At 57.8% G+C, this 22,637-nt stretch carries 19 protein-coding genes, 1 tRNA gene and 1 other annotated feature; of the genes, 9 read left to right on the top strand and 11 right to left on the bottom strand.

Features of this window, described 5'->3' with window-relative positions; genetic code table 11:
* Nucleotides 1-39 precede the first annotated feature (39 nt).
* On the top strand, nt 40-1,080 hold the full coding sequence (locus IPK17_RS23690) for a sensor histidine kinase (RefSeq protein WP_343420170.1): 1,041 nt from the start codon (nt 40-42) through the stop codon (nt 1,078-1,080).
* Between the two features lie 57 nt (nt 1,081-1,137).
* A complete protein-coding gene (gene mutL / locus IPK17_RS23685; RefSeq protein ID WP_343420169.1) occupies nt 1,138-2,892 on the top strand; it encodes a DNA mismatch repair endonuclease MutL in 1,755 nt (584 codons plus the stop codon).
* Nucleotides 2,893-2,903: 11 nt separating this feature from the next.
* On the opposite strand, the gene IPK17_RS23680 is transcribed toward mutL, so the two are convergent.
* The 3 genes from IPK17_RS23680 to IPK17_RS23670 form a co-directional block, all read right to left on the bottom strand.
* Nucleotides 2,904-3,965, bottom strand: a complete 1,062-nt coding sequence (locus tag IPK17_RS23680) for a hypothetical protein (protein ID WP_343420168.1) — start codon at nt 3,963-3,965, stop codon at nt 2,904-2,906.
* On the bottom strand, nt 3,958-5,295 hold the full coding sequence (locus IPK17_RS23675) for a LysM peptidoglycan-binding domain-containing protein (RefSeq protein WP_343420167.1): 1,338 nt from the start codon (nt 5,293-5,295) through the stop codon (nt 3,958-3,960). The genes IPK17_RS23680 and IPK17_RS23675 overlap by 8 nt, the downstream gene beginning before the upstream one ends.
* A gap of 68 nt (nt 5,296-5,363) precedes the next feature.
* Entirely contained in the window at nt 5,364-6,335 is a 972-nt protein-coding gene (locus IPK17_RS23670) for a glycosyltransferase (RefSeq protein WP_343420166.1), read from the bottom strand.
* A gap of 121 nt (nt 6,336-6,456) precedes the next feature.
* Between IPK17_RS23670 and IPK17_RS23665 the strand changes: the two genes are divergently transcribed.
* Complete coding sequence (locus tag IPK17_RS23665) at nt 6,457-6,675, top strand: HEAT repeat domain-containing protein (RefSeq protein ID WP_343420165.1); 219 nt, start codon at nt 6,457-6,459, stop codon at nt 6,673-6,675.
* Between the two features lie 41 nt (nt 6,676-6,716).
* Here IPK17_RS23665 and IPK17_RS23660 read toward each other — a convergent pair whose 3' ends face one another.
* The 3 genes from IPK17_RS23660 to IPK17_RS23650 form a co-directional block, all read right to left on the bottom strand.
* Nucleotides 6,717-9,332 (bottom strand): valine--tRNA ligase, encoded by a 2,616-nt coding sequence (locus IPK17_RS23660; RefSeq protein WP_343420164.1) that lies wholly within the window; start codon nt 9,330-9,332, stop codon nt 6,717-6,719.
* A gap of 47 nt (nt 9,333-9,379) precedes the next feature.
* Nucleotides 9,380-9,629: a binding site (T-box leader), on the bottom strand.
* A 46-nt stretch (nt 9,630-9,675) separates the two neighbouring features.
* Nucleotides 9,676-10,329 carry a uridine kinase gene (gene udk / locus IPK17_RS23655; RefSeq protein WP_343420163.1) on the bottom strand — a complete coding sequence of 218 codons (654 nt, stop codon included), beginning with the start codon at nt 10,327-10,329 and terminating at the stop codon, nt 9,676-9,678.
* Nucleotides 10,330-10,388: 59 nt separating this feature from the next.
* A tRNA-Thr gene (locus tag IPK17_RS23650) sits at nt 10,389-10,460 on the bottom strand.
* A 128-nt stretch (nt 10,461-10,588) separates the two neighbouring features.
* On the opposite strand from IPK17_RS23650, the gene IPK17_RS23645 reads away from it, so the two are divergent.
* Entirely contained in the window at nt 10,589-11,092 is a 504-nt protein-coding gene (locus IPK17_RS23645; RefSeq protein ID WP_343420162.1) for a DinB family protein, read from the top strand.
* 31 nt (nt 11,093-11,123) lie between these two features.
* On the opposite strand, the gene purH is transcribed toward IPK17_RS23645, so the two are convergent.
* Complete coding sequence (purH, locus tag IPK17_RS23640) at nt 11,124-12,662, bottom strand: bifunctional phosphoribosylaminoimidazolecarboxamide formyltransferase/IMP cyclohydrolase (RefSeq protein ID WP_343420161.1); 1,539 nt, start codon at nt 12,660-12,662, stop codon at nt 11,124-11,126.
* A gap of 2 nt (nt 12,663-12,664) precedes the next feature.
* A complete protein-coding gene (purB, locus tag IPK17_RS23635; protein ID WP_343420160.1) occupies nt 12,665-14,071 on the bottom strand; it encodes an adenylosuccinate lyase in 1,407 nt (468 codons plus the stop codon).
* 136 nt (nt 14,072-14,207) lie between these two features.
* Here purB and IPK17_RS23630 point away from each other — a divergent pair, with 136 nt between their 5' ends.
* Both IPK17_RS23630 and IPK17_RS23625 read left to right on the top strand, forming a co-directional pair.
* Nucleotides 14,208-15,494: an NAD(P)/FAD-dependent oxidoreductase gene (locus IPK17_RS23630; RefSeq protein ID WP_343420159.1), complete on the top strand. Its 1,287-nt coding sequence runs from the start codon at nt 14,208-14,210 to the stop codon at nt 15,492-15,494.
* A 62-nt stretch (nt 15,495-15,556) separates the two neighbouring features.
* Nucleotides 15,557-15,862: a hypothetical protein gene (locus IPK17_RS23625; RefSeq protein ID WP_343420158.1), complete on the top strand. Its 306-nt coding sequence runs from the start codon at nt 15,557-15,559 to the stop codon at nt 15,860-15,862.
* A 34-nt stretch (nt 15,863-15,896) separates the two neighbouring features.
* Here the strand turns inward: IPK17_RS23625 and IPK17_RS23620 are convergent, their stop codons facing one another.
* Both IPK17_RS23620 and IPK17_RS23615 read right to left on the bottom strand, forming a co-directional pair.
* Nucleotides 15,897-16,901: a GNAT family N-acetyltransferase gene (locus tag IPK17_RS23620; RefSeq protein WP_343420157.1), complete on the bottom strand. Its 1,005-nt coding sequence runs from the start codon at nt 16,899-16,901 to the stop codon at nt 15,897-15,899.
* A 135-nt stretch (nt 16,902-17,036) separates the two neighbouring features.
* The gene (locus IPK17_RS23615) at nt 17,037-18,179 is read right to left on the bottom strand and encodes an ABC transporter ATP-binding protein (protein ID WP_343420156.1); all 1,143 of its coding nucleotides are present in this window, start codon (nt 18,177-18,179) and stop codon (nt 17,037-17,039) included.
* A 156-nt stretch (nt 18,180-18,335) separates the two neighbouring features.
* On the opposite strand from IPK17_RS23615, the gene IPK17_RS23610 reads away from it, so the two are divergent.
* The 3 genes from IPK17_RS23610 to IPK17_RS23600 are packed head-to-tail and all read left to right on the top strand — an operon-like array spanning nt 18,336 to nt 20,732.
* The gene (locus IPK17_RS23610) at nt 18,336-19,574 is read left to right on the top strand and encodes a competence/damage-inducible protein A (RefSeq protein ID WP_343420155.1); all 1,239 of its coding nucleotides are present in this window, start codon (nt 18,336-18,338) and stop codon (nt 19,572-19,574) included.
* On the top strand, nt 19,564-20,178 hold the full coding sequence (locus tag IPK17_RS23605; protein WP_343420154.1) for a beta/alpha barrel domain-containing protein: 615 nt from the start codon (nt 19,564-19,566) through the stop codon (nt 20,176-20,178). The genes IPK17_RS23610 and IPK17_RS23605 overlap by 11 nt, the downstream gene beginning before the upstream one ends.
* The gene (locus IPK17_RS23600; RefSeq protein WP_343420153.1) at nt 20,175-20,732 is read left to right on the top strand and encodes a hypothetical protein; all 558 of its coding nucleotides are present in this window, start codon (nt 20,175-20,177) and stop codon (nt 20,730-20,732) included. Before IPK17_RS23605 ends, IPK17_RS23600 begins: the two co-directional genes overlap by 4 nt.
* 49 nt (nt 20,733-20,781) lie before the next feature.
* Here IPK17_RS23600 and lepA read toward each other — a convergent pair whose 3' ends face one another.
* Nucleotides 20,782-22,587 carry a translation elongation factor 4 gene (lepA, locus tag IPK17_RS23595; protein WP_343420152.1) on the bottom strand — a complete coding sequence of 602 codons (1,806 nt, stop codon included), beginning with the start codon at nt 22,585-22,587 and terminating at the stop codon, nt 20,782-20,784.
* Nucleotides 22,588-22,637 lie beyond the last annotated feature (50 nt).

Below are 22,637 nucleotides of genomic sequence, written 5' to 3'. Positions count from 1 at the left end.
GAGGGGGAGTACGCTGCGTTGAGCGTCAGAGGAATTTCCATGAATCTTGAATTGTCCCATCGCGTTCTCTCGTTAATCCTGCTGAATCTCCCCGATCCGGTGCTCGTGTTTGATGGTCAACAGCGCCTACTGCTCATGAATCCGGCCGCCGAGACGTTATTCGGTCAATCGGAGTCGGGTACGGAACTGCGCACGATCCTCAAGGCGGAGGAACTGATCGCCTACATGCTGGAGCGTCAATCGTTACCGGAATGGACCGCGGCGGATGGGCGGGTGTATGTGCCCCGGCTCGACGAAACCCGCGACCAGCAGGGAAACGCCGATGCAAGCGTGCTGATTCTGCGCGATGTAACCCAGTTCAAAAAAGTCAGCCGCAATCAAGCCGAATTCATGCGGATTGTGTCGCATGATATTCGTTCTCCCCTGACCTATATTCAGGGCTTCGCCAACATGTTGGCGATGGTTGGCCCGGTCAATGAGAAGCAGGAGCATTTCGTTGAAAAAGTCTTGTCTGGCATCGCCCAGATCACGTCACTGGTGGATAACATTCAGGATGCGGGTCGATTTGATCTGGAAACTGGCTTCTACGAGATGAATCGCGATCAGTGCGATCTCGACGAGATGGCGCATCGCATCGTGCAGAATCACCTGGTGCCCGCGGAAAAGGGTGAACTGGCCATTACGGTCGAAGTGGCCAACAATGTCCCCGTCATCAACGCCGACAAAAATATGCTGGAACGCGCGTTGACCAATTTGGTTGATAACGCCATCAAGTACACGCCGAACGGCCAGCAGGTCCACGTGGCGGTCTACAGTGAGAATAACAGTGTGATTATTGCCGTGACCGACACCGGCTATGGTATCAGCATCGAGAATCAGAAGCTGCTGTTTCAACGCCATGTCCGGCTCGCGCGGCAAGAGCACAAACGGATCAAGGGGAGCGGGTTGGGGCTCTTCATTGTGAAGAGTGCGGCGCAGCGCCACGGCGGTGATGCCTGGGTGCGCAGCGAAGAAGGCAAAGGCAGCACGTTCTACCTGAGCATTCCCCTCAAGGACGAAAACCTGATCATCCACAATTGAAAGCTCCCACCGCATCCGCTAGCATAAAGCGAACAGACGTTCAATAGGTGAACTCGTATGGCGATTCATGTGCTGTCCCAAGATGTCGTGGCGCAGATTGCGGCGGGTGAGGTGGTCGAACGGCCGACCTCGGTCGTCAAAGAGCTGCTGGAAAATTCGCTGGATGCCGGGGCACGGCATATTCGCCTGTCAATCACCGGAGACGGACGCAAGCGCATTCAAATCAGCGACGATGGCTGCGGCATTGAAGCGGCGGAGATAGAACTAGCGTTTCTACGCCACGCGACCAGCAAATTGGAGACCGCCAGCGATCTCTATCGCATCCAGACGCTGGGTTTTCGCGGTGAAGCGCTCGCAAGTATCGCCTCAGTCAGCCAGATCAAGCTCACCTCGCGGAATCAAGCGGAAAACATCGGGACGGCGCTGGTGGTCGAAGGTGGTGAAATTCGGCAGCGCAAGCCGGTGGGGGTGCCCGCAGGCACAGTCATCACCGTGGAGAATCTGTTCTACAATACGCCCGCGCGTCTCAAGTTCCTCAAAGGTGAGATGAGCGAGAAACGCCAGATCGCATCGGTGGTGACGCGCTACGCGATGGCCTACCCCCAGGTCGCTTTTCATCTGGAACAGGATGGGCGTGAAGTCTTTCGGACGAACGGCAGCGGAAATCTCGCCGATGTGATTGTCAACGCGCTCGGCCTCGATCACCTGAAGAATATGGTCGAAGTCGACGATTCGCACAATGATATGGCGGTCTATGGCTTTGCCTCCGCGCCGAGTCTCAACCGGGCGGATCGGTCGCGCATCACCCTGTTCGTGAATGGGCGCTATGTGCAGGATACCGGGCTCACCCATGCGGTCGTGCAGGCCTATCACACGCTCCTGATGACGGGACGCTATCCCATTGCGATTCTGATGTTGACTCTCAATCCCGAGGACGTCGACGTGAATGTGCACCCGACGAAAGCGGAAATCCGCTTTCGTGACCACGATGCCGCCTTCAGCGCCATGCAGCGCGCGGTGCGCCGCGCGATCATCGGCGGGGCGCAGACGCCCACCATGCGCGGCCAAGCACCGCAGTATCACCAGTTTGAAGAACAGCAGCGGTTAGAACTGCCTATGGAGTCACCGGGGCAGCACGCGCGGCAGCGGATGCAGCCGGATTATGCGGAAAACGACGACGATCCGACCGCAATTCCCATTGGCTTGGGGCAGCCAGCACAACCGCGCACCCTGCCGATGCTGCGCGTGGTGGGGCAGATTGCTGCCAGTTACATCGTCGCAGAAGCTCCGGCGGGGATGTATCTCGTCGATCAACATGCCGCGCATGAGCGGATTCTCTATGAACAGTTCATGGCGGAATATACCCGGCAGAAAACGGTCGCGCAGTTGGCCTTGACGCCCGAAAGCGTGCAAGTTGCGCCAGCCGAAGCCCGCTTGATCGAGGAAAAGCTGCCGCTGCTGAGCGAACTCGGCTTTCAACTGGAACCGTTTGGCCCGAACATTTTCATCGTGCGCGCGGTTCCGGCAATTTTGTCCGATGTCGAGCCGAGCGAATTAATTCGCGGGATCATTGATGATCTGGAGCAGGGCAATAAGCCGGGTATGGAATCGATTGAAGACAAGATCGTCATGCGCGTATGCAAACAAGCCGCTGTGAAGGCCGGGCAAGTGCTCAGTTACGAGCAAATGCAGGGACTGATTCGCCAACTAGAACGCTGCCAGTCCCCGCTTACCTGTCCGCACGGACGCCCGACGATGATTCACATGAGCAATGATCGCCTCGCGCGCGAATTTGGACGCCTCGGCGCGTGAGCTAGTTTCGTTTAGCGACTCTGCCAGGTGAAGCTGTGCCAGGCGCCTTCGCTGATGAAGCGGTAAGCCCCTTGCTCATTGGGTACGGCGACGGACACGCGCCAGCGCATGACGTGCGGTTGCCCATCTGCTGGAATCAGTGATTCGGGCAGGCGGTACGACGTATTGCGCGTCACATCTATTTGCTGCACCCCCGACACGGTATCCTGAATCTCCACCAGATACGTCTCATTCGCGTTGAGAATACCGACGCTCAGCCACTGGAGCGCAAAGCTGACCGGTGAGACGACTGCGTCCTGCTGCGGGAAGAAGGCGATGGGCGGGATGTAAGTGGGCGTCGGCGTGGCCGTTTCATTGCCCGAGAAAGTCGGTGAGAGGGTCGGCGTCGGCGTTAGGGCGGGGACACTCACGACATCGCCGGGGCTGAGGATCACCGTGCAGTCCGGGCCACCACTTGGGTTATCGAAATCACAGTTGAAGAAACCAAGCTGCGGGTTGAGCGTCGCCATAATGGGCAGCGTCGTATTGTATTGCTGGGCGATCCCAAGAATCGTGATGCCTTCCTGCACCGGGACCTGAATAATCTCCGTGTCGACCGGAAGGCGAATCTGCGCGACTTGTGGCGGCTGCGCCGAGGCGGTCAAGGCGAAGCCTTCGGGCGTAAACGTCGCGGTCGGGAGCGGAATTGTGATCGACGAACCGGCGCCCGGCAGGCGATCCTGACTCGTGATGTTTGGGTTGAGGCGAATGACTTCGTCGATGACCGCGAGGTCACGATGACCAAATAACTGGACGATGTAGATGAGCGTGTCGCCTTGCTGAATGACATACGTGGCATACGGATTTGGCGTTTCTGTAGATGTCGGGGTCGCCGATGGTGGTTCCGGCGTGGCAGACGGCGTCTCGGTCGCGAGCATGGGCTCTGCAGTGGCGGTGAGCGTGGGACTCGCGGTCGGCGTGCTGATCTGCTCGGTGGGGGGTGGAGTCGGCGTTTGCCCTGTCGGGATCGATTGCAGTTCACAGGCAGCAAGCAACATCATCGCCAAGGCGATGAGCATAATTGATTTATTCATTGCGCGATTCCCATGTGAAAAGCCGGGTACCTGTCGTGAAAATCGGTTGATTAGGTGATGAGTGGCGCACGACGCTGATTGACCAGCGGAAGTCGTGCCAGCGCGCGTCGGTGCCTTGCCATTCCGGCGGAACAATGAAGTAAAGCTCGTCTGTCTCGCCCGTATAAGTCGTATTGGCGGTCAAGTCTTCCATCGTAATCACGTAGACTTCGTCCGCGCCGAGCGTGCCTGTGCCCACCCAGCGCAGCGTGATCAAGGCGTCACGCTGAAAGAGCGCGCGGTCGGGCGGATTGAACAAGTTGGGGGCATTGAACGTCGGCGTGAGCGTCGGCGTGGGTGTTTCGCTGCCCGAGAGTGTTGGCGACAGAGTGGGCGTCGGCGTGGGGGCGGGGACACGCATGTTCTGCCCGGCGACAAGCAGCACGGTACAGGTCGGCCCACCGCTGTCCAGACTGTAATCACACTGCGAAAACGTGATTTCCGGGTTCAACTGCGCCAAAACTTCCGCACTGGTGCGGTACGTTGACGCGATGACCAGCATGGTTTCGTTCGGCTGAACCTGATGCCACATGATGCCGGGGAGCAGGGTTTCCGTGGGCATAACCAGTGGATCTTGCAGATCGACGGCATCGGCGAGCGGCGCTTCATCGGTCGGCGCGGCGGTCGAGGCGTTCGCCACCGTGAGGGCTTCCGGATCGGCAGCGCCCGCATTCGGATCGGCCGTCAGGGTCGGACGCGGAATCAGGATGTCTTGCCCAAGCTGGATGAGTTCCGCCGAGGCTAGATCGTTAATTTCGAGGATTAGGGGCATAACGTCGAGGCTGCGATGCCCACAGGCCCACGCCATGCTGATCAGATCATCACCGGGGTCAACGTGCTGGACGCACGGCCCTTCGGTGGGGGTGAGCGTTGGCGAGGGTGGGGGAGGCGTCACGGTCGCAAAGATGACCGTGGGACGCGGCGTATTGGTCACGACGATGCTCTCTTGCCCGAGGACCGGGGCTTGCGTCGCATTGGCCGTGGTCGGCGTCGGCGCCGGGCGATTATTGAACATCCCCTGACCAACAAAGAGCACAATTGCGCCGCACAGCAGCAGGGCGACGGTTAATAAGCCGCCGAGGATGAAGACCTGCCCACGGTTAGAAACCTCGCCTTCCAGCAGGTCGGTCTCGCCATAGCGTCGATCATAAGCGGGTTGCGCCGGGGTAGTTTTCGGGCGGTCAGAAGTTGGCTGAACATCAGTCAGCGATGTGCCACATGTGCTGCACATGACCGCGTTGCGATGCGCTGCTGTGCCGCAGATTGGACATAGCTTATAGGATTGAGCCAAACGTTCACCCTCGAGTCGGTACTTGGACGCGATCGGGCGTCATTATAGCGCCGAAGCGGACTAGATTTCTAGACATGGATCGTGGCCCGGGTCGCGACAAGCGCGTCGCGGACGTGTGTACCCGCTGGCACCGTGACTTTATTGAGGATGAGCGCATTCTCGACAACAGCCCCCTCGCCGATGCTGCAACCGCTCTCCAGATAGACGTACGGGCCGATTCGGGCCGATTGGCCGATGCTCACCTGCGGATCAATACGCACGGGAGGGATCACCTGAACAGTCGGCGGAATTTCGCTCAGCAGATGACCATCCTGCTCTTCATCCAGCAAGTGGCGCTGGAGCGTGAGCAGGTCGGCATCCTGATCGATTTGCAGCGACCAGCTCGTCGGCACAATCGAAGCACTGCCGCCCTGATTGACATAGCGCTCATAAATGCTGGCGAGATCCGCGCACAGCAGCCCCCCGTCTGCAGCAGGCAGGGCGGCGAGATAATCGATAAAGGGCAACCCGCAAATGGACATATCGGTCAGAATGTAGGCTTGCCCCTCCTGATGCGGAGCAATTCGACGAACGGTAGTTGAATCGGCGAGCATCGCGTAGCGCGTGAACAGGGACTCGGTGAGGCTGGCCCCGGCACCGCTCAACATAAGAGGAACATCAGGCATGCTCATGAAGCGGCGGCACAAGCGATCGGCAAAGTTGAGATGAGCAAAGCTGTTGTAGCTGGTGAGCACAAAGGGTTCTGTATGCTGGCGAGCGATTTCGCCAAGCGTTTGGGTGAGCGTCTGGCTGGTGGATTGGAGCACAAAATCGACCGTGGCATTGGCAACCCAATGCGCGTTCAGAAATGCGGCGACCGCGCCTTCCTGCTCACCGACAATGACCGTGTAATTGCGCACGCCGCCGCGCAGTAAGCGATCCATGACGCGCACGACGAGCGGTTTTCCGAGCGCCGGGAGCATGGCGCGAGGTCGATTGTAAGTCAGCTTGCTCTGATGCGCCGCATTGCCAATCGCCACCACCACCGCATGATTGATCACTGAAGATCTCCCGTTGCCTCGCCAATCCTGACCGATTATAACATGGGGGAATGAGGCGAAGTATTGCGCTCTGGCGGATACATGTGCTGTTATAATATGTAAGACTGCGAAAGGAGATGACGTGAGCGTCAATAAGAAATTAGTGGCTTATCATGTTGGCCGACTTAAAGACAAGAATGTCGATGTCCGGCTCAAGTCAATCGAAGAACTGAAAGAGCTGGGCGACCCGGAGGCGTTGGGCGCCTTACAGGAAGTCTATAAGAATGACAGCGATCAGGTGGTCCGCAAAGCCGCTCAGGAAGCGGGACGCGCGCTCTTTGTTAAAAACCAGCATAAGTAAACACAGCGGGGCGTGCTCAGCGCCCCGCTGTGGTCTATCAATTACTTACACAACCCCGCAATGCGTTCGGTGAGTTGTTCGGCGCTCGCTTGCAGGCCGGCTAGACGCGTCCGCTCACGTTCGACCACGTCCGGTTTCGCGCGGCTGACGAACTGCTCGTTGCCCAGCGTCGCCTGCACCTTCGTGATCTGTTCGACTAGCTTGGTGTGTTCTTTAGTCAAGCGCTCGCATTCCGCCGCCACGTCCACAAAGTCCGCGAGGGGCAGGTAAACCGTCACATCCCCCACCACCACGGTTGCGGCTTGTTCAGCAGGTGCTGCGCCGCCCGTAAGAATCTGCAAGTCTGGCACGTTGCACAGCCGCGCGAAGAGGTAACGGTACTGGTCGAGCGCCGCGGCATACTGCTTTGACTCCGCCTGCGCGCCGATCTTGCGCGACGGTTCGACTTTGTACTCATCGCGCACATTGCGGATGCCGCGCACGAGATCGATGAGCGTGACCATGGTCGCTTCGGCGGCGTCATCAAAATATGACTCGTCGGCTTGCGGCCAGCTCGCCACGATGAGCGCGTCACCTTCGTGTGGGATGAAGCTCCACAGCTCTTCCGTCACGAATGGCATGAAAGGGTGCAGCAAACGCAGCGAGGTGTCGAGCACAGTCAGGAGCACGCGGCGCGTGTTGGTCTTTTCGGCATCACTGCCCTGATAGAGTGGGTACTTGCTGATCTCGATATACCAGTCGGCGAATTCGCTCCACAGGAAGTCGTCAATCTGGCGACCCGCTTCGCCATATTGATAGGCATCGAACAAGCGCTGTGTCGTAGCCACTAAGCGCTGCAGGCGGCTCATAATCCAGCGAGAGGGCATATCCAGTTCGCTGGCGGGCGGCGCACCGAAGGGTACATCACCGTCAAGGTTACTGGTGACGAAGTTGGTCATCTGCCAGATCTTGTTCACGAAGCGCCAGTTTCGTTCCACGCGCGCCGTATCCAGATTGATATCGTTGCCCGGTGTGCCACCGGTCGCCAGCGTGAAGCGCAGCGGATCCGCCCCGTACTGCTCGACCATTTCGAGCGGGTCGATCACATTGCCGAGGGTCTTGCTGATCTTGCGCCCGAGCTTGTCACGCACCAAGCCGTGCAGATACACGGTCTTGAACGGCGGCTTGTCCGTGAACCACAAGCCCATCATGATCATGCGCGCCACCCAGAAGAACAGGATATCGTAGCCCGTTTCCATCATCTGGGTGGGGTAGTAGCGTCTAAGATCGGCGGTTTGCTCCGGCCAACCGAGCGTGCTGAACGGCCACAAACCGCTGCTGAACCACGTATCGAGCACGTCTTCTTCCGGCGTCCATGTCACGCTGGCGGTCGTCGCTGGCGCGGTTTTGCCCACGTACACTTCACCATTCGAACCGTACCACGCAGGAATGCGATGTCCCCACCACAACTGGCGGCTGATGCACCAGTCTTCGATGTTCTCCATCCAGTGATAGTAGACCTTTTCGAAGCGCTCGGGCACGATTTCGATATCGCCATTCCGCACCGCATTGATCGCTTTTTCGGCCAGCGGCTGAATCTTCAGGAACCACTGGGTGCTGATCATCGGCTCGACGACTTCGCCACCGCGCTGGGAACGCGGCACGACCATCGTGTGATCTTTCACCTCGATGGTCATCCCGGCGAGCGTCATGTCCGCCCAAATCTTCTCACGCGCCACAAAGCGATCCAGCCCGGCATATTGGCCGCCGTTCTGGTTGATCGTCGCGTCGCGGTTCATGATGTTGATGATCGGCAGATTGTGCTTCTTGCTCAGCTCGTAGTCGTTGAAGTCGTGCCCCGGTGTCACTTTGAGCGCGCCTGTGCCGAACGTGCGGTCCACGTATTCATCACCGATCACGGGAATGCGGCGGTTGAGCATGGGCACGAGCGCCATCTTGCCGATCAGGTGCTTATAGCGTTCGTCTTCCGGGTGCACTGCGACCGCCGTATCACCGAGAATGGTCTCGGGACGGGTGGTCGCCACTGGGAGATAGTCGCCATCTTCGAGCGGGTATTTGAAGAAGTAGAGTTTGCCTTGTTCTTCTTCGCGTTCCACTTCGAGATCAGAGACGGCCGTCTTGAGTCCGGGGCTCCAGTTCACCAACCGCGGCCCGCGATAGATCAGACCTTGCTCATACAGCGTGATAAAGACTTCCTGCACTGCGTTGGAGAGACCCTCGTCGAGCGTGAAGCGCAGGCGATCCCAATCACAGCTCGCGCCCATGCGCTTGAGCTGCTCGATGATTTCGCCGCCATACTTCTCTTTCCATTCCCACGTGCGGGCGAGAAATTCCTCGCGCCCAATCTCTTCGCGGCTCGTCCCCTGATCGCGCAGCATCTTTTCGACCTGAAGCTGCGTCGCGATGCCTGCGTGATCGGAGCCGGGCACCCATAGGGCGGCTTTGCCCCGCATGCGTTCATAGCGAATCATGAGGTCTTCGAGCGTGGTGAAGAGGGCATGCCCGGTGTGCAAGCGCCCGGTCACATTGGGCGGCGGCATGGAGATCACATACGGTTCGGCATCTGGCGGCGCAACTTCCGGCTTGAACCAGCCGTGATCCTGCCACCACCGATACAGGCGGGACTCTGCTTCTTTGAAATCGAACGTTTTAGGCATAGGACGGTTTGTCATTGACGCGCTCCCAATAGAAAAGCCCCATTCATCACAAGGGCGAATGGGGCTTCGGGTTCGCGGTACCACCTTGTTTTTCTGCATCACTCGAGCCCAGGTGAACTCAAGCCGAGCAGAAATCTCTGACGCTGTAACGGGCGTATCCCGGCGCTGTTTACTCTAGTTCAACAGCACAACTCGCGGGCGACCTTCGGATACTCTCTGCGAACAGGCTCTCAGCCGGTGACCTGTATTCTCTGGCGCAGCGGGGAGTAACCTACTCCTCCCGGTCATCGTTCTTAGGAACGTTGATTGTGGTGTTTAGTATATGTCGCGGAGCGCGGCGGCGTCAATCCCCGCTTGCTTCGGGCTGCGGCGGGCGGAGCAGGGCGCGAATGCGATCGGACACCATATCGATAGCAACCATGTTAAAGCCGCCTTCGGGGATGATCACGTCGGCGTAGCGCTTGCTCGGCTCGACAAATTCCATGTGCATGGGCCGCACGCTCTGCAGGTACTGGTTGATCACCGACTCGGCGGTACGGCCGCGCTCGGCGATATCGCGTTTGAGACGGCGAATGAAGCGAATATCGGCGTCAGTATCCACGAAGATTTTCACATCAAACAGCGGGCGCAGCGTTGGTTCGGCGAAAATCAGGATGCCTTCGACGAGAATGATGGGCTGCGGTTCGACATGCTGCGTGTGCAACGTGCGCGCGTGGCGCGTGAAGTCATAGACGGGAAGCTCGGCAGGCTGCCAGTTCTGCAACGTCATGATGTGCTCGCGCATAAGCGGCGTATCCAGTGAATCGGGATGATCGAAATTCACTAAGCCACGGTCGGCTGCGGGAATGTTGTTGAGATCTTTGTAATAGGCATCGTGAGGGACATAAGCGATATTGTGACTGCCGACACGTTCAAGGATCGCGTTGGAGACGGTGGTCTTACCAGAACCGGTCCCCCCGGCGACTGCAATCGTGACCGGACGCGGGCGCTCACTCATGCTCGTAGCTCCTTCAAAAAAAAGCCCGCGAAGGCAAGTTACCTAGGCGGGCAAATCAGAGCCACCGAAGAGAGTCGAACTCTTAACCTCTCGCTTACGAAGCGAATGCTCTGCCATTGAGCTACGGTGGCGCTCATTGAAATTAGTATAGCAGACCGGGCTTGACCGTGACAAGAGTGAAGATTCGGCGGTAAGAGTTTAGAACGTTTGTACAAAAACAGAATCACAGGTAGACTTCTCAAAAAAAGGAGATATCCAAATGGATGATAGGTTGAAGGCGAGCATCTGGCAGCAGTATGGTGCCGCGCTTGATACGCTCGATGATGCGCTGCGTCTATGCCCTGACCACCTGTGGACGGTTCAACTCTGGAACGACGATGAGGATGCGCGTTACGGTCAATGCTGGTTTATCGCCTACCATACTCTATTCTGGACTGATATGTACCTGACGGGCACGTTGAGTGGCTTCAACCCGCCGTTGCCCTTCATAAGAGGAAAGCTTCCGGACACACCATACACCCAAGAGCAGATCAAGAACTATTTGGATCAATGCCGCGCCAAGGGCAAAGCAGTTATCGAGGCGCTGACCGATGAGCAGGCATATCGGATTTGCACCTTTGATTGGATGGAGCCCACTTTTCTGGAACTGCAAATCTACAGTTTGCGTCATATCCAAGAACATGCTGCGCAATTGAATCTTGTACTGGGAGAGCACGGCGTTACGGGGCAAGATTGGGTTGCTCAGGCGAGGGACAAGGCTTAAGCCGGCTTGCTCCTCGCCTGAGTCCCGCAGGCTAGTGCCGGAAGTGGCGCACGCCGGTAAACACCATCGCCATGTTCGCGGCATCGGCGACAGCGATCACGTCGTTGTCGCGGATCGAGCCGCCGGGCTGAATGACCGCCGTCACGCCCGCGGCCGCCGCCGCTTCGACGCCATCGGGGAAGGGGAAGAAGGCATCGGAAGCCATAACCGATCCAACCGAGCGACTACCCGCTTTCGTTACTGCCAGCTTGACCGAGTCGACCCGGCTGGACAAGCCACCGCCGACGCCGACGGTCGCGTTCTTGATGCCGAGCACAATCGCATTCGATTTAACGTGCTGCACTACTTTCCAGTTGAAACGCAGCGCCTCAATTTCATCGGCAGTCGGTTGGCGTTTCGTGACAATCTTGAAGTTGGTGCCTTCGGGATCACCGAGATCGACGCTCTGCACGAGAAAACCGTGGAAGACGCTGCGAATCTCCAAGGCCGTGCCATCAAACAACGCAGGGACTTGCAGTAAACGGCAGTTCTTGCGTTTCTCCGAGAGAATGACCGTGGCTTCAGGGGTGAAGCTTGGCGCGGCAATGGCTTCGACGAACAGCGAGCCGAGCGCCGCGACGAACGACTCATCAACCGGGCGGTTCACGGCGATCACGCCGCCAAACGCCGACACTGGGTCGGATTCGAGCGCCGGCGGGAATGCGGCCGTGATGCTCTCAGCGGTGGCGACGCCGCACGGCGTCAGGTGCTTGACGATAACGACCGTTGGGGTGCTGTAGCTCCCGACCGCGCGCCACGCAGCGTCGAGGTCAAGAATGTTGTTATAGGACAACTGCTTGCCGCCCAACACTGTCCCGCCGAGTGGGCCAGCGCCTGCGACCCGAGTGTAGTGCGCGGCAATCTGGTGGGGATTCTCTCCGTAGCGCAGCATATCGTCGCGCTGAATGCCGAGCGATAGGTGCTGTGGCAGCGACTCATTGAGGAGACTGACCGTAACATCCTGCGCGAGATAGCTGTGAATAGCAGTGTCATAATCACGAGTATGAGCAAAGGCTCTCACAGCGAGTTCACGGCGTAAGGCCAGCTCCGCGCCTTCCGGGGTGGCCAGTGCTTCGGCGATGCGCTCGTAGTCAGCCGGAGACGAAACGACGATCACGTGGAAGAAGTTCTTGGCGGCGGCACGCAGCAGCGTCACACCGCCGATATCAATTTCTTCGATGGCATCTTGCAGGGTGATACCCGCTTTCGTGACCGTCTCCTGAAAAGGGTACAGGTTGCACACCACCATATTGATCGGCGCGAAATTCTGGCGTTTCAGGTCTTCGAGGTCTTCGGCGCGGTCTCGAGCGAGAATGCCGGCGTGAATGGCTGGATGCAGAGTCTTGACGCGTCCACCGAGCATTTCCGGCACCTGTGTCACCTGTTCGACGGGGGTGACCGGGAGACCCGCTCCAATTAAGGTGCGTTCGGTGCCGCCACTGGCGACCAAGTCCCAACCGAGTTGAACGAGTTTTGCAGCGAATTCCACCAAACCAGTCTTGTCATAGACGCTGAGCAGTGCGCGGGGCATGGCTAGTTATCCTTCAGGGTTTGAGCAATGGTAAACGCAAATTGACGGGCGCGCGCCGGAGCATCGCCAAGATGAGCAGTCGCATCTAGCAGCGCGCGAATCGTTTCGGATGAGAGATAGGTCGTGAGGACTGGATGACTCGCCAGCGCGTCGACAAGTGGATTGGGCTGCCCGGCAGAGATCAGCTGCCATGCAGCGATGCTTTCTTGACGCAGCACTTCATGCATCGCCTGCCGATCCGCCCCGGCTTTGACGGCGGCCATGAGGACACGCTCCACCGCCGAGAACACGCCAAAACGGGCAAAATTGCGCGCGGCTGCTTCATGGCTAATGACCATGCCGGCAAGAATACGTTTCGCGACTTTGAGCATTTCGTCGGTCGCGAGAAAGGCGACGGGTAGGATTTCGCGCCGATTGGCCGAATCATCCAGCGTGCGTTCAAGCAGCGAGTGGCTGGCGTTGTTCCACGCCACATCGACCAGCGCGGCGACCATGCGCCCGAGGCTGTTCATCTTCTCGGCGTTAATGGGGTTGCGCTTGAAGGGCATCGCCGACGAGCCGACCTGTTTGGAGCCAAACGGCTCATGCCACTCGTCGATAACCGGGGATTGCAGCAAGCGTAAGTCAAACGCGAATTTATACAAACTGCCCGCCGCACCTGCCAAGGCGCTGATCACCTGCCAGTCCTGCTTGCGCGGGTAGGTTTGCGAAGCGATAGGGTAGGCGGGTAGATCGAGATTGCTCATGATGAGGCGTTCGAGGTCGCCTGGCGTGATGCCGGTGCCGTGAAGCAGTTCAGCGTAAGCCGCGCCCGTGCCCACAGCGCCTTTGAAGCCCTTGCCGCGCAAATTCGCCCGCACGCTTTTGAGTGTGAGGTAATCGTCAACGAGATCCTGAGCATACAGCGCGAGGCGATAGCCCATCGTCGTCGGTTCGGCAGGCTGAATGTGGGTGTAGGCCATAATGGGCTCGTCGGCGAGCGCCGCAATCTTGTCAGCGAAAACGGCCAGCAGGTCACGCAGCGCGGCTAGGATGAGGTCGAGACTGTCGCGGATGCGCAGCACATCGGCATTGTCTTCGATATCGGCACTGGTCGCGCCGAGGTGAATGATGCCACCACCGATGCGGCATTGTTCCGCAAACGTCTGGACTTCCGCCATCAGATCATGGTGAATGTCGGCTTCGATAGCTTCGGCGCGTGCAATGTCAATGTCATCGACATGCGCGGCGAGATCGGCAACCTGTTCAGGCGTTACCAAGCCCGCGGATTGCTCCGCTGTGGCTAAGGCAACCCACAGCCGCCGCCACAACCGCCGCTTGTGTACTTCACTCCACAGGTGGCGCATCGCACCTGTGCCGTACCGCCAAGTGAACGGAGATAGAAACGTATCGTGTTGGAAAGTCGTCATGTGGTCTTCCAGAATGAATACGCGCGGATTATACCCCTAATCCTCGGGAGATAGCCAAAATCAGCCTAAAGTACAGGTAAGCAGGCGCCAGTTTCTGATATAATGTGAATATATTCACAAATCAGGATAATCGCACATGTTGAAACGAGTCGTGATCATCGGCGCGGGCTTTGGCGGCTTGCACGCCGCCCGCGAACTGGCCAATCGCAATGTCGACGTGCTGCTCATCGACCGCAACAATTACCACACGTTCACGCCGCTGCTCTATCAAGTGGCCACCAGCGGCCTCGACGCTGGCGAAATCGCGCATCCCGTCCGGCCTGTGTTTCACGGGGCCGCCAACATCCGCTTTCTGCGCGGAGAAGTCACAGCCATTAACACGGACGACCAGAGCGTAATGGTGCAGGCCGAAGACGGCGAACGCACTGAACGGTACGACTATCTGCTAGTCGCGGCAGGCAGTGTGACGAACTTCTTCGGCAATGCAGCCGTGCAGCAATACGGTTTTGAACTCAAATCGCTGGAAGACTCGCTCAAGCTGCGCAATCACATTCTGCGGTTGTTTGAGCGCGCTGTCTGGGCCGAAGACCCGGCTATGCGCGCGGCGCTGACGACCATGGTCGTGGTGGGCGGCGGCGCGACCGGACTTGAAATGGCCGGGGCATTGTATGAGCTGTTTACGCAGGTGCTGCAGCGCGAATTTGCTGGACTGACGCCGCGCGTCGTGCTGGTCGAAGCGACCGACAAGGTGCTCGCCCCGTATCCTGTCGAATTGCAGGTTGCCGCCCGCGAGCAGCTCGAATCGCTCGGCGTTGAGGTTATGCTCGGCAGTCCGGTGCACGAGATTGCGGCTGACCACATTATCCTGAGAGATGGCCGCGTCATTCCAACCCACACGTTGATCTGGGCGGCGGGCGTCAAGGCGTCACCGCTCGCGGCGCTGCTCGGCGTACCGCTGGAGCGGGGTGGGCGCGTGCGCATAAACCCGACGACAGAGGTCATCGGCCTGAATCACGTTTATGTGGTCGGCGATATGGCCTATCTGGAAGATGCACATGGACAGCCGTACCCGATGCTCATCCCGGTCGCCAAACAGCAGGGGATACTGGCAGCGCGCAACATTCTACGCGACCTGCAGGGCTGGAAGCAGCATGACTTTCACTACATCGACCGCGGCATCATGGCGACGATTGGGCGCAGTCGCGCGGTCGCGTACATCTTCAACCGCATCAAGCTGCGCGGGTACATTGCCTGGATTGCTTGGCTCGGCCTCCACCTGATCACGCTGCTCGGCTTCAAGAATCGTCTGCAGGTGTTTCTGCATTGGGTGTGGAACTACTTCACCTATGATCGCTCGGTGCGCCTGATTCTGAATGACCCGGCGGCGAGACCCACACCCAAAACCGATCCTGGCACTGCATAGCGAATCGCTCAGGATGTCGCTACAATGGATGATCGATTAACCGGATCGAGGAAGATAGGGCAATGGCAGAACAGATCCTGCTGAACAAGCGTGATGCAAAGGCCAAACCGCATCTGGAGCAGTTTGCGCCGGTGTGGATAGTTGAAGAAAAGGTCATCCTAGAGGATGAAGCGGTGCAGTTCAATGTGGTGTTCCAGCACAACGAGTACGGTTGGGTCAACCGCCGCTACCGCTTTGATGGATTTAACGGCGTGCTGTACCACAAGGGGCAGCGCATCCTGAGCGAAGATGAAGCCTTGAAGGTTCAGGCCGGGGAACCGTACATCAGCACGGTCGTCACCGACATCCCGAACGCGTACGGTGGGTGAGCAGAGTAGGGCAGGGGAACCCCTGCCTTTTTTGTTACTGCGCCTTGAGCTTGTAGACCGTCGTGTCGTGTCCGCCCATACGATACTTGTAGATTTCGTTGCCGCGCAGAAAATCGAAGACCGTCTTGTGGGATTCGATGGCGTGGCGGATGTTATAGGCCAGCAGCACAATCCCCGCACTGAGGTTACCGGTTTCGTCAGGCAGTAACCCCGAGTTATAAACCAAAGCGCGGTTGTTGTAGTCGAAGTCGAAGTAGGTCGCCGACGGCACACCATTGATCACCAAGAAGCTGAGCTTCAGCCAACCACATTGAAACGTCATCGGCGCCAGCCGCTGGAAGAAGGCGAGATTCTTCGGATTATCGAGGAAAAGTGCCTTTTCCGGATGGCTGGCGCGCATCAAAGACAAGAAGCGCGTAATTTCCTCATCCAGATTGTGGGTTGAGTCGACGATATACCAGCCAACCTCCGCTTCGCTTTCGGCCTTGCGCACTTTGCGGCGCACCTCATGCCGCTGCTTTTTGTCCAGCATCCCTAGGTAGCTTTCCCAGTCCGTCGGTAAGTTAATCACGGGGCAGACTTCCTGAAAGACAACTTCGACGTTGAAGCCCAGTTCTTTGAGACGCTCCGGGAGGATTTTCAGAGTGGGGGAGGCTTCGGGAATATTGCACAAATTGATGCGGTCGTAACTGAGCCGATGCTCAGCCAGAACTCCGGCGAAGAGCGCTCCGACTTCGCTAACATGGTCGGGATGCGCGATGATGTCGACATAATCGGTTACGTCAACACAGCCAATGGTGCGGACAACGCGTTCGCCATCTTTGACCTCGATGAACCACGAAGCGATGCCGACGAGCTGACCATCATCGGTGCGACACGTCACGATGAACAGTTCGCCTGCACGATAGACATCCCACCATGTTGATTGCCATTCCCACGTGCAAAAAATCACGTCTGAGGTGCTGTGATGGAGCAGCTCATTCCATTCGGCTTTCAGTTCCTCAAATACGCTGCTATCGCGATAGACCGATAGTTTCACGAACGCCCCCAAAGTGAGTTAAGAATCACAGCGATGCCATTATAGTTGAGCTAAGCGTCAACAGGGTGAGCATCCAATTAAAAAGCCGTCCATTAGACGCAACGGACGGCTTTCATTCTTACAGAGGAAAAAGGCTTAGGCTTTTTCGGGCTGGGCCTGCTTGTATTCGTAGGCCAGCGACAGTTGGGTATCCGCATCAAAGATGTGCATGTTGTCGATGTTCAACGCGACGCCAATGCGGTTACCAACGCGCGCGCGCGTGCGCGGATCGGTACGGGAGATGAACGTCTTGCCGCCATCTTCCAGATACAGAATGATTTCGTTACCCATCTGTTCGACCACATCGACGTTGGCTTCAATCAACGCCGGGGTGATACCGGTGGGCAGATATTCCGCATCATGGATGTCTTCCGGACGCACGCCGAGGATGACGCGTTCGCCATTGCTCGCACGGGCGCGGAACGGTTCGGCCTTGGCCGCAGGGATCTTGATCTGGAAGCCAGCGGTATCGACGACCACACCACCATCCTGAATGCGCAGGGTGCCATCGAAGAAGTTCATCGACGGGCTGCCGATGAAACCGGCGACGAAAATGTTGCGCGGGTTGTGGTACAGGTTGTAGGGCGTATCGATCTGCTGCAGTTCACCGGCGCTCATCACGCAGATGCGGGTACCCATCGTCATCGCTTCCACCTGATCGTGGGTCACGTAGACGAAGGTCGTGCCGAGGCGCTGATGCAGCTTGCTGATGAAGGAACGGGCTTCCACGCGGAGCTTGGCGTCCAAGTTGGAGAGCGGTTCGTCCATCAGGAAGACGGCGGGTTCACGAACGATAGCGCGACCGACGGCGACACGCTGACGCTGACCGCCCGACAACTGACGCGGACGACGATCGAGCAGGTGTTCAATGCCGAGGCTCTTGGCCGCATCACGCACACGTTCGTCAATCACGTTCTTCGGGGTTTTGCGCAGGCGCAGACCGAAGGCCATGTTGTCATACACGGTCATGTGCGGGTACAGAGCATAGCTCTGGAACACCATCGCGACGTCACGATCTTTCGGCGCTACGTTGTTCACCACGCGATCACCAATCAGGACTTCGCCTTCGCTGATCTCTTCCAGACCGGCCAGCATACGCAGGCTGGTGGATTTGCCACAGCCAGACGGGCCGACGAGGATCAAGAATTCTTTGTCAGCGATTTCAATATTGAGATCCTTAACTGCGACCGTATTGCCAGCGTAACGCTTCCAAACGTGTCTAAAACTAACACTTGCCACGAGGGATCCTCCGTAAGAGAATAGTCGTACTACACTATCGGATGAAATTCACTTGTTGTTGAATCTGCACAAATAAGTTGCCTTGTTGCAAATTCCAACTCTCAGATCAAAATTATAGTGGTGTCCTGAGTTTTTGCAAATTTTCAAGAGAAATTCATGAAATCCAATCTCAACGCTGAAATTATCGCCATCGGTACCGAAATCCTCCTCGGCGAGATCACTGATACTAACTCAGTTTTTCTGGCCCGGGGGCTGCGCGATATCGGAATCAACCTGTATTACATGACATCTGTCGGGGATAATGAAGTACGCATTGCCAACTCAATCCGGCTTGCGCTCAGCCGGGCCGATGTGGTAATCACGTGCGGCGGCCTCGGTCCCACCATCGACGACATGACCCGACAGGGGGTCGCCGTTGCCACCGATCGCGGTCTGACATTTCAACAGCATTTACTCGACCAGATTGCGGCTCGCTTCGGCACTTTCCGTGTGCAGATGACGGAAAACAACAAGCGGCAGGCGTACGTCCCCGATGATGCCATCATCATTGAGAACCCCGTCGGCACCGCCCCCAGCTTCGTCGTCGAAGTTGGCGACAAGTGCGTGATCAGTCTACCGGGTGTGCCCCGCGAAATGAAATTTCTGTTCACTGAGAAGGTAGTCCCCTACCTGCGCGAACGCTACGGTCTCACCAGTGAAATCATCAAGGCCAGATTGCTCAAAGTTGCAGGCATTGGTGAGAGTCAGCTCGGCGAAATGATCGGCACGGAATTGCAAGAAGCAAGCAATCCGACCGTTGGGCTGGCGGCGCACAGCGGGCAGATCGATGTGCGCATCACGGCCAAGGCCACGACCGAGTTTGAAGCCGACCAGATGATCGGCGAAGTCGAGGCGCAGCTCCGTGCGCTCATCGGCAGCTACGTGTTCGGTGTGGATAAAGACACCATCGAAAGCGCGCTCGTCAATCAACTGCGGGCGGATGCCAGCGGCATCGCGGTGACAGAAGTCGGCATTGATCCGGTGATCAGTGGTCGCATTGAGAAAACCGATGGCGGGGTAGGGGTGCTGCTGAAGGTTGAGCATTACGATACACCAGATGACTTAGCCGCGGCTCTGAAGACATCGGCGCAGCCCATTCGGACATTGGCTGAACAGGCCGCCAAAGCGCTGGCGGCGGCGGCTCAAGCCAGGGTCGCGGTGGCGGTGGTGGCGTTCCCGGATATCAACGAGCAGGCGGACAGTGGTGAAGGCAGCGCCCTCGCTGTCGTCGTCGGGGATCAAGTGCGCTCACGCGTATACGGTTTCGGCGGCGAATCGGAAACAGCGAAACAGTGGACTGGCACCTGGGCGATGTCGATGGCTTGGCGCATGTTGAGGGAAATGAATGGCGCGTAGCTTTTACGAAAAACTACAGGCGGCCCAGACTGAGCGCGCGAGTGATCTTGCGCTGCTGTTGTCGCCGAAGTTTCTAAAGATGCCCGCGCCGATTGCGCGCTATGACGATCCGTTTTTGCCGTTCGGCAAAGCGGTCGTGGATGCGACGCGCGATCTGGTGTGCGCCTATATCTTCGATTTGGCGGCGTACCTGACCCACGGTGCAGCAGGCGCAGTCGCGCTGGAACGAACTATCGCTTATGTCGGTGCCGATGGCAGCACGATCACGATTTTGCACGGGCCATTTTGGGGTAAAGACTACGTCGAAGCCGCTAGTGACCGCGCATTTCACGTCGACGCGGTGACGTTGGTCAGCGAAGCCGACATACCCGCTTACCTCAGCGAACCCGGCATGGCGGCTTTTCTCGTGGCACAGGAGTTCACGCAGACACTGTATGGCGCGGGGATCTACCATCCGCAAGATCACTGGCTGCGCTTTTATGACCGGAAACAGCCCCCGCTGAAACTCCGTGTGTTGGGCGACAAAGCCCTGTACGGAGACGGCACGGACAACTTTGCGGCGACGATTCGCGCTGCGGTGAGCACAGAGCGCGCCAAAGCATGATTGGGCAGCGGCTGATTCACGCTGGACTGATCCAATTCGGCGCTTTTCCCCGAAATGGTGATGTCATTCCGTTTGACCTCGCACTGCCGCTGGTGGCGTCCTACCCTGACCTGCTGCGCGATCTGGCGAACACCGCCGCCGAGCGTCTTGACGGCGTCCCGATGACACGCCTATTGGCGACCAGCGAAGCCGTGCCGTTTGGCGTCGCGCTGTCACTGCGACTGGGCGTGCCGCTGGTTTACAGCAAGGGCATGGGTTCGAGCCCAGTAGATGATCTTGTCGGCGCGTACGATATTGGGCATCCGGCGCTGCTGGTGACGAACAGCGTGGGCTTTGATCACTCGGTTGAAGCATTGGTGAAAGGCGCGCGGCGCGTCGGGCTGGAGGTTCACACGCTCGTTACGCTGCTCGAAGGCCGTCCACCCGCTTTGGAGGAGCTAGGAGTGAACGTCATTTCCCTCGCGCGCCTGGGCGACCTCGTCGATCAGCTCCGCGCGACTGGCGATATTCCGCGCAGGCAGGCGGCGCTGATTCATCAGTGGATCACCCGGTAAGCACAAAATACGGCGCGGAGGGAAGTATCCACTCCGCGCCGTATCGGCACTAATCCTCTTCGTCGAGGCTAAGGAGCGCCATAAACGCTTCCTGCGGGACCTCGACGGCGCCGATCATCTTCATGCGGCGCTTCCCCTTCTTCTGCTTTTCAAGCAGTTTCTTCTTACGGGTGATATCACCGCCGTAGCACTTGGCCAACACGTCTTTGCGGATGGCTTTCACGTCCGCGCGGGAAATTACCTTCTTGCCAACCGCCGCCTGAATGGGGACGACAAACTGCTGGCGCGGGATGAGCTCTTTGAGTTTGCTCACCAATTTCTGCCCTTTATGGTAGGCGTCATCTTTGTGCACAATAATCGCCAGTGCGTCGACCGGATCACTGTTCACAAGGATGTCTAGTTTGACCAAATCTTCAGGCTGATACTTGTCGAAAGAATAGTCAAGACTCGCATAGCCGCGTGTGATGCTCTTGAGACGATCATAGAAATCGACGATCAACTCGGAGAGGGGCAGACGATACGTCAGCATGACGCGCGTTTTGTCGAGATACTCCATCGTGATGAACTGCCCACGCTTCTTGATGACGAGATCCATCAGCGAACCAATGAATTCCTCTGGCGTGTAGAGCTGAATCTTCATCCACGGTTCGCGAATTTCCTCAATTTCGTTGGGGTCAGGCAGGAAAGCCGGGCTGTCGATGGTGATCGTTTCGCCGGATTTCTTGAGAATCTGGTATTCCACGCTGGGCGCAGTGGCCAGAATGTCGAGATCGTACTCGCGTTCGAGCCGCTCCTGCACAATTTCCATGTGGAACAACCCGAGGAACCCCACGCGGAACCCGAAGTTCAGTGCCTGCGACGTCTCCGGCTCGTACTGGAGCGAGGCATCATTGAGCTGCAGTTTCTCCAGCGCATCCCGCAGTTCGGCATAGTCGTCGTTGTCTGTGGGGTACAGACCAGCGAAGACCATTGGCTTAACCTGCTCGTAACCGGGGAGGATTTCCGTCGCGCCATTGACAGCCAAGGTGATCGTATCGCCGACACGACATTCGCGCACACTCTTAAAGCCTGTTGCCACATAACCGACTTCGCCAGCGCTCAGACTATCAATTGGTTTCATGGCCGGGTTGAAGATGCCGATTTCGACGGGTTCAAACTGGGCTTGCGTAGCCATGAGTTTCAGTACATCACGTTTGCCGAGTGATCCATCGATAACGCGCATGTAGGCGACGACTCCTTTGTAGGAGTCATAGTGTGAGTCGAAGACGAGCGCGCGGAGCGGTGCAGCCAAATCACCTTTGGGCGGCGGCACTCGCGCAATGACCGCTTCAAGGACATCCTGAATGCCGATCCCTTGCTTGGCTGAAATGCGAATGATGTCTTCGGCGGGAAAGCCGATCAGATTTTCGACTTCCTGCGCGACCGAGTCGGGACGCGCGGCAGGCAGGTCGATTTTGTTGATGACCGGGATGATCTCCAGATCCTGATCCAGCGCGAGATACACATTCGCAAGAGTTTGCGCTTCGATTCCTTGGCTCGAGTCCACGACGAGGATCGCGCCTTCACACGCTTGCAGCGCGCGGCTGACTTCGTAGGTGAAGTCGACGTGGCCGGGGGTGTCGATCAGGTTAATTTCGTACTCTTCGCCATTTTTGGCGGTGTAGGTCATGCGCACGGCAGACGCCTTGATGGTCACACCGCGTTCACGCTCCAAGTCCATGCTGTCGAGGAGCTGCTCCTGCATATCACGGGCGGCAACCGTGTTCGTGAACTGCAGCAGGCGGTCGGCGAGCGTGCTTTTGCCGTGATCGATATGAGCAATAATGCAGAAATTACGAATATTCTCGCGCTTCATCGGGCATCCGTTTCAAAATTCAGCCAGCAGGAAGTATAGCAGATGGACGG

It is taken from the genome of Candidatus Flexifilum breve (assembly GCF_016713355.1).
This window is presented reverse-complemented; position numbering and strand designations above follow the sequence as displayed.

Coding starts and splice junctions, on each gene's coding strand:
- IPK17_RS23690 (WP_343420170.1), top strand. CDS start 40: ATGAATCTTGAATTGTCCCATCGCGTTCTCTCGTTAATCCTGCTGAAT.
- mutL (WP_343420169.1), top strand. CDS start 1,138: ATGGCGATTCATGTGCTGTCCCAAGATGTCGTGGCGCAGATTGCGGCG.
- IPK17_RS23680 (WP_343420168.1), bottom strand. CDS start 3,965: ATGAATAAATCAATTATGCTCATCGCCTTGGCGATGATGTTGCTTGCT.
- IPK17_RS23660 (WP_343420164.1), bottom strand. CDS start 9,332: ATGCCTAAAACGTTCGATTTCAAAGAAGCAGAGTCCCGCCTGTATCGG.
- udk (WP_343420163.1), bottom strand. CDS start 10,329: ATGAGTGAGCGCCCGCGTCCGGTCACGATTGCAGTCGCCGGGGGGACC.
- IPK17_RS23645 (WP_343420162.1), top strand. CDS start 10,589: ATGGATGATAGGTTGAAGGCGAGCATCTGGCAGCAGTATGGTGCCGCG.
- purH (WP_343420161.1), bottom strand. CDS start 12,662: ATGCCCCGCGCACTGCTCAGCGTCTATGACAAGACTGGTTTGGTGGAA.
- purB (WP_343420160.1), bottom strand. CDS start 14,071: ATGACGACTTTCCAACACGATACGTTTCTATCTCCGTTCACTTGGCGG.
- IPK17_RS23630 (WP_343420159.1), top strand. CDS start 14,208: ATGTTGAAACGAGTCGTGATCATCGGCGCGGGCTTTGGCGGCTTGCAC.
- IPK17_RS23625 (WP_343420158.1), top strand. CDS start 15,557: ATGGCAGAACAGATCCTGCTGAACAAGCGTGATGCAAAGGCCAAACCG.
- IPK17_RS23610 (WP_343420155.1), top strand. CDS start 18,336: ATGAAATCCAATCTCAACGCTGAAATTATCGCCATCGGTACCGAAATC.
- IPK17_RS23605 (WP_343420154.1), top strand. CDS start 19,564: ATGGCGCGTAGCTTTTACGAAAAACTACAGGCGGCCCAGACTGAGCGC.
- IPK17_RS23600 (WP_343420153.1), top strand. CDS start 20,175: ATGATTGGGCAGCGGCTGATTCACGCTGGACTGATCCAATTCGGCGCT.
- lepA (WP_343420152.1), bottom strand. CDS start 22,587: ATGAAGCGCGAGAATATTCGTAATTTCTGCATTATTGCTCATATCGAT.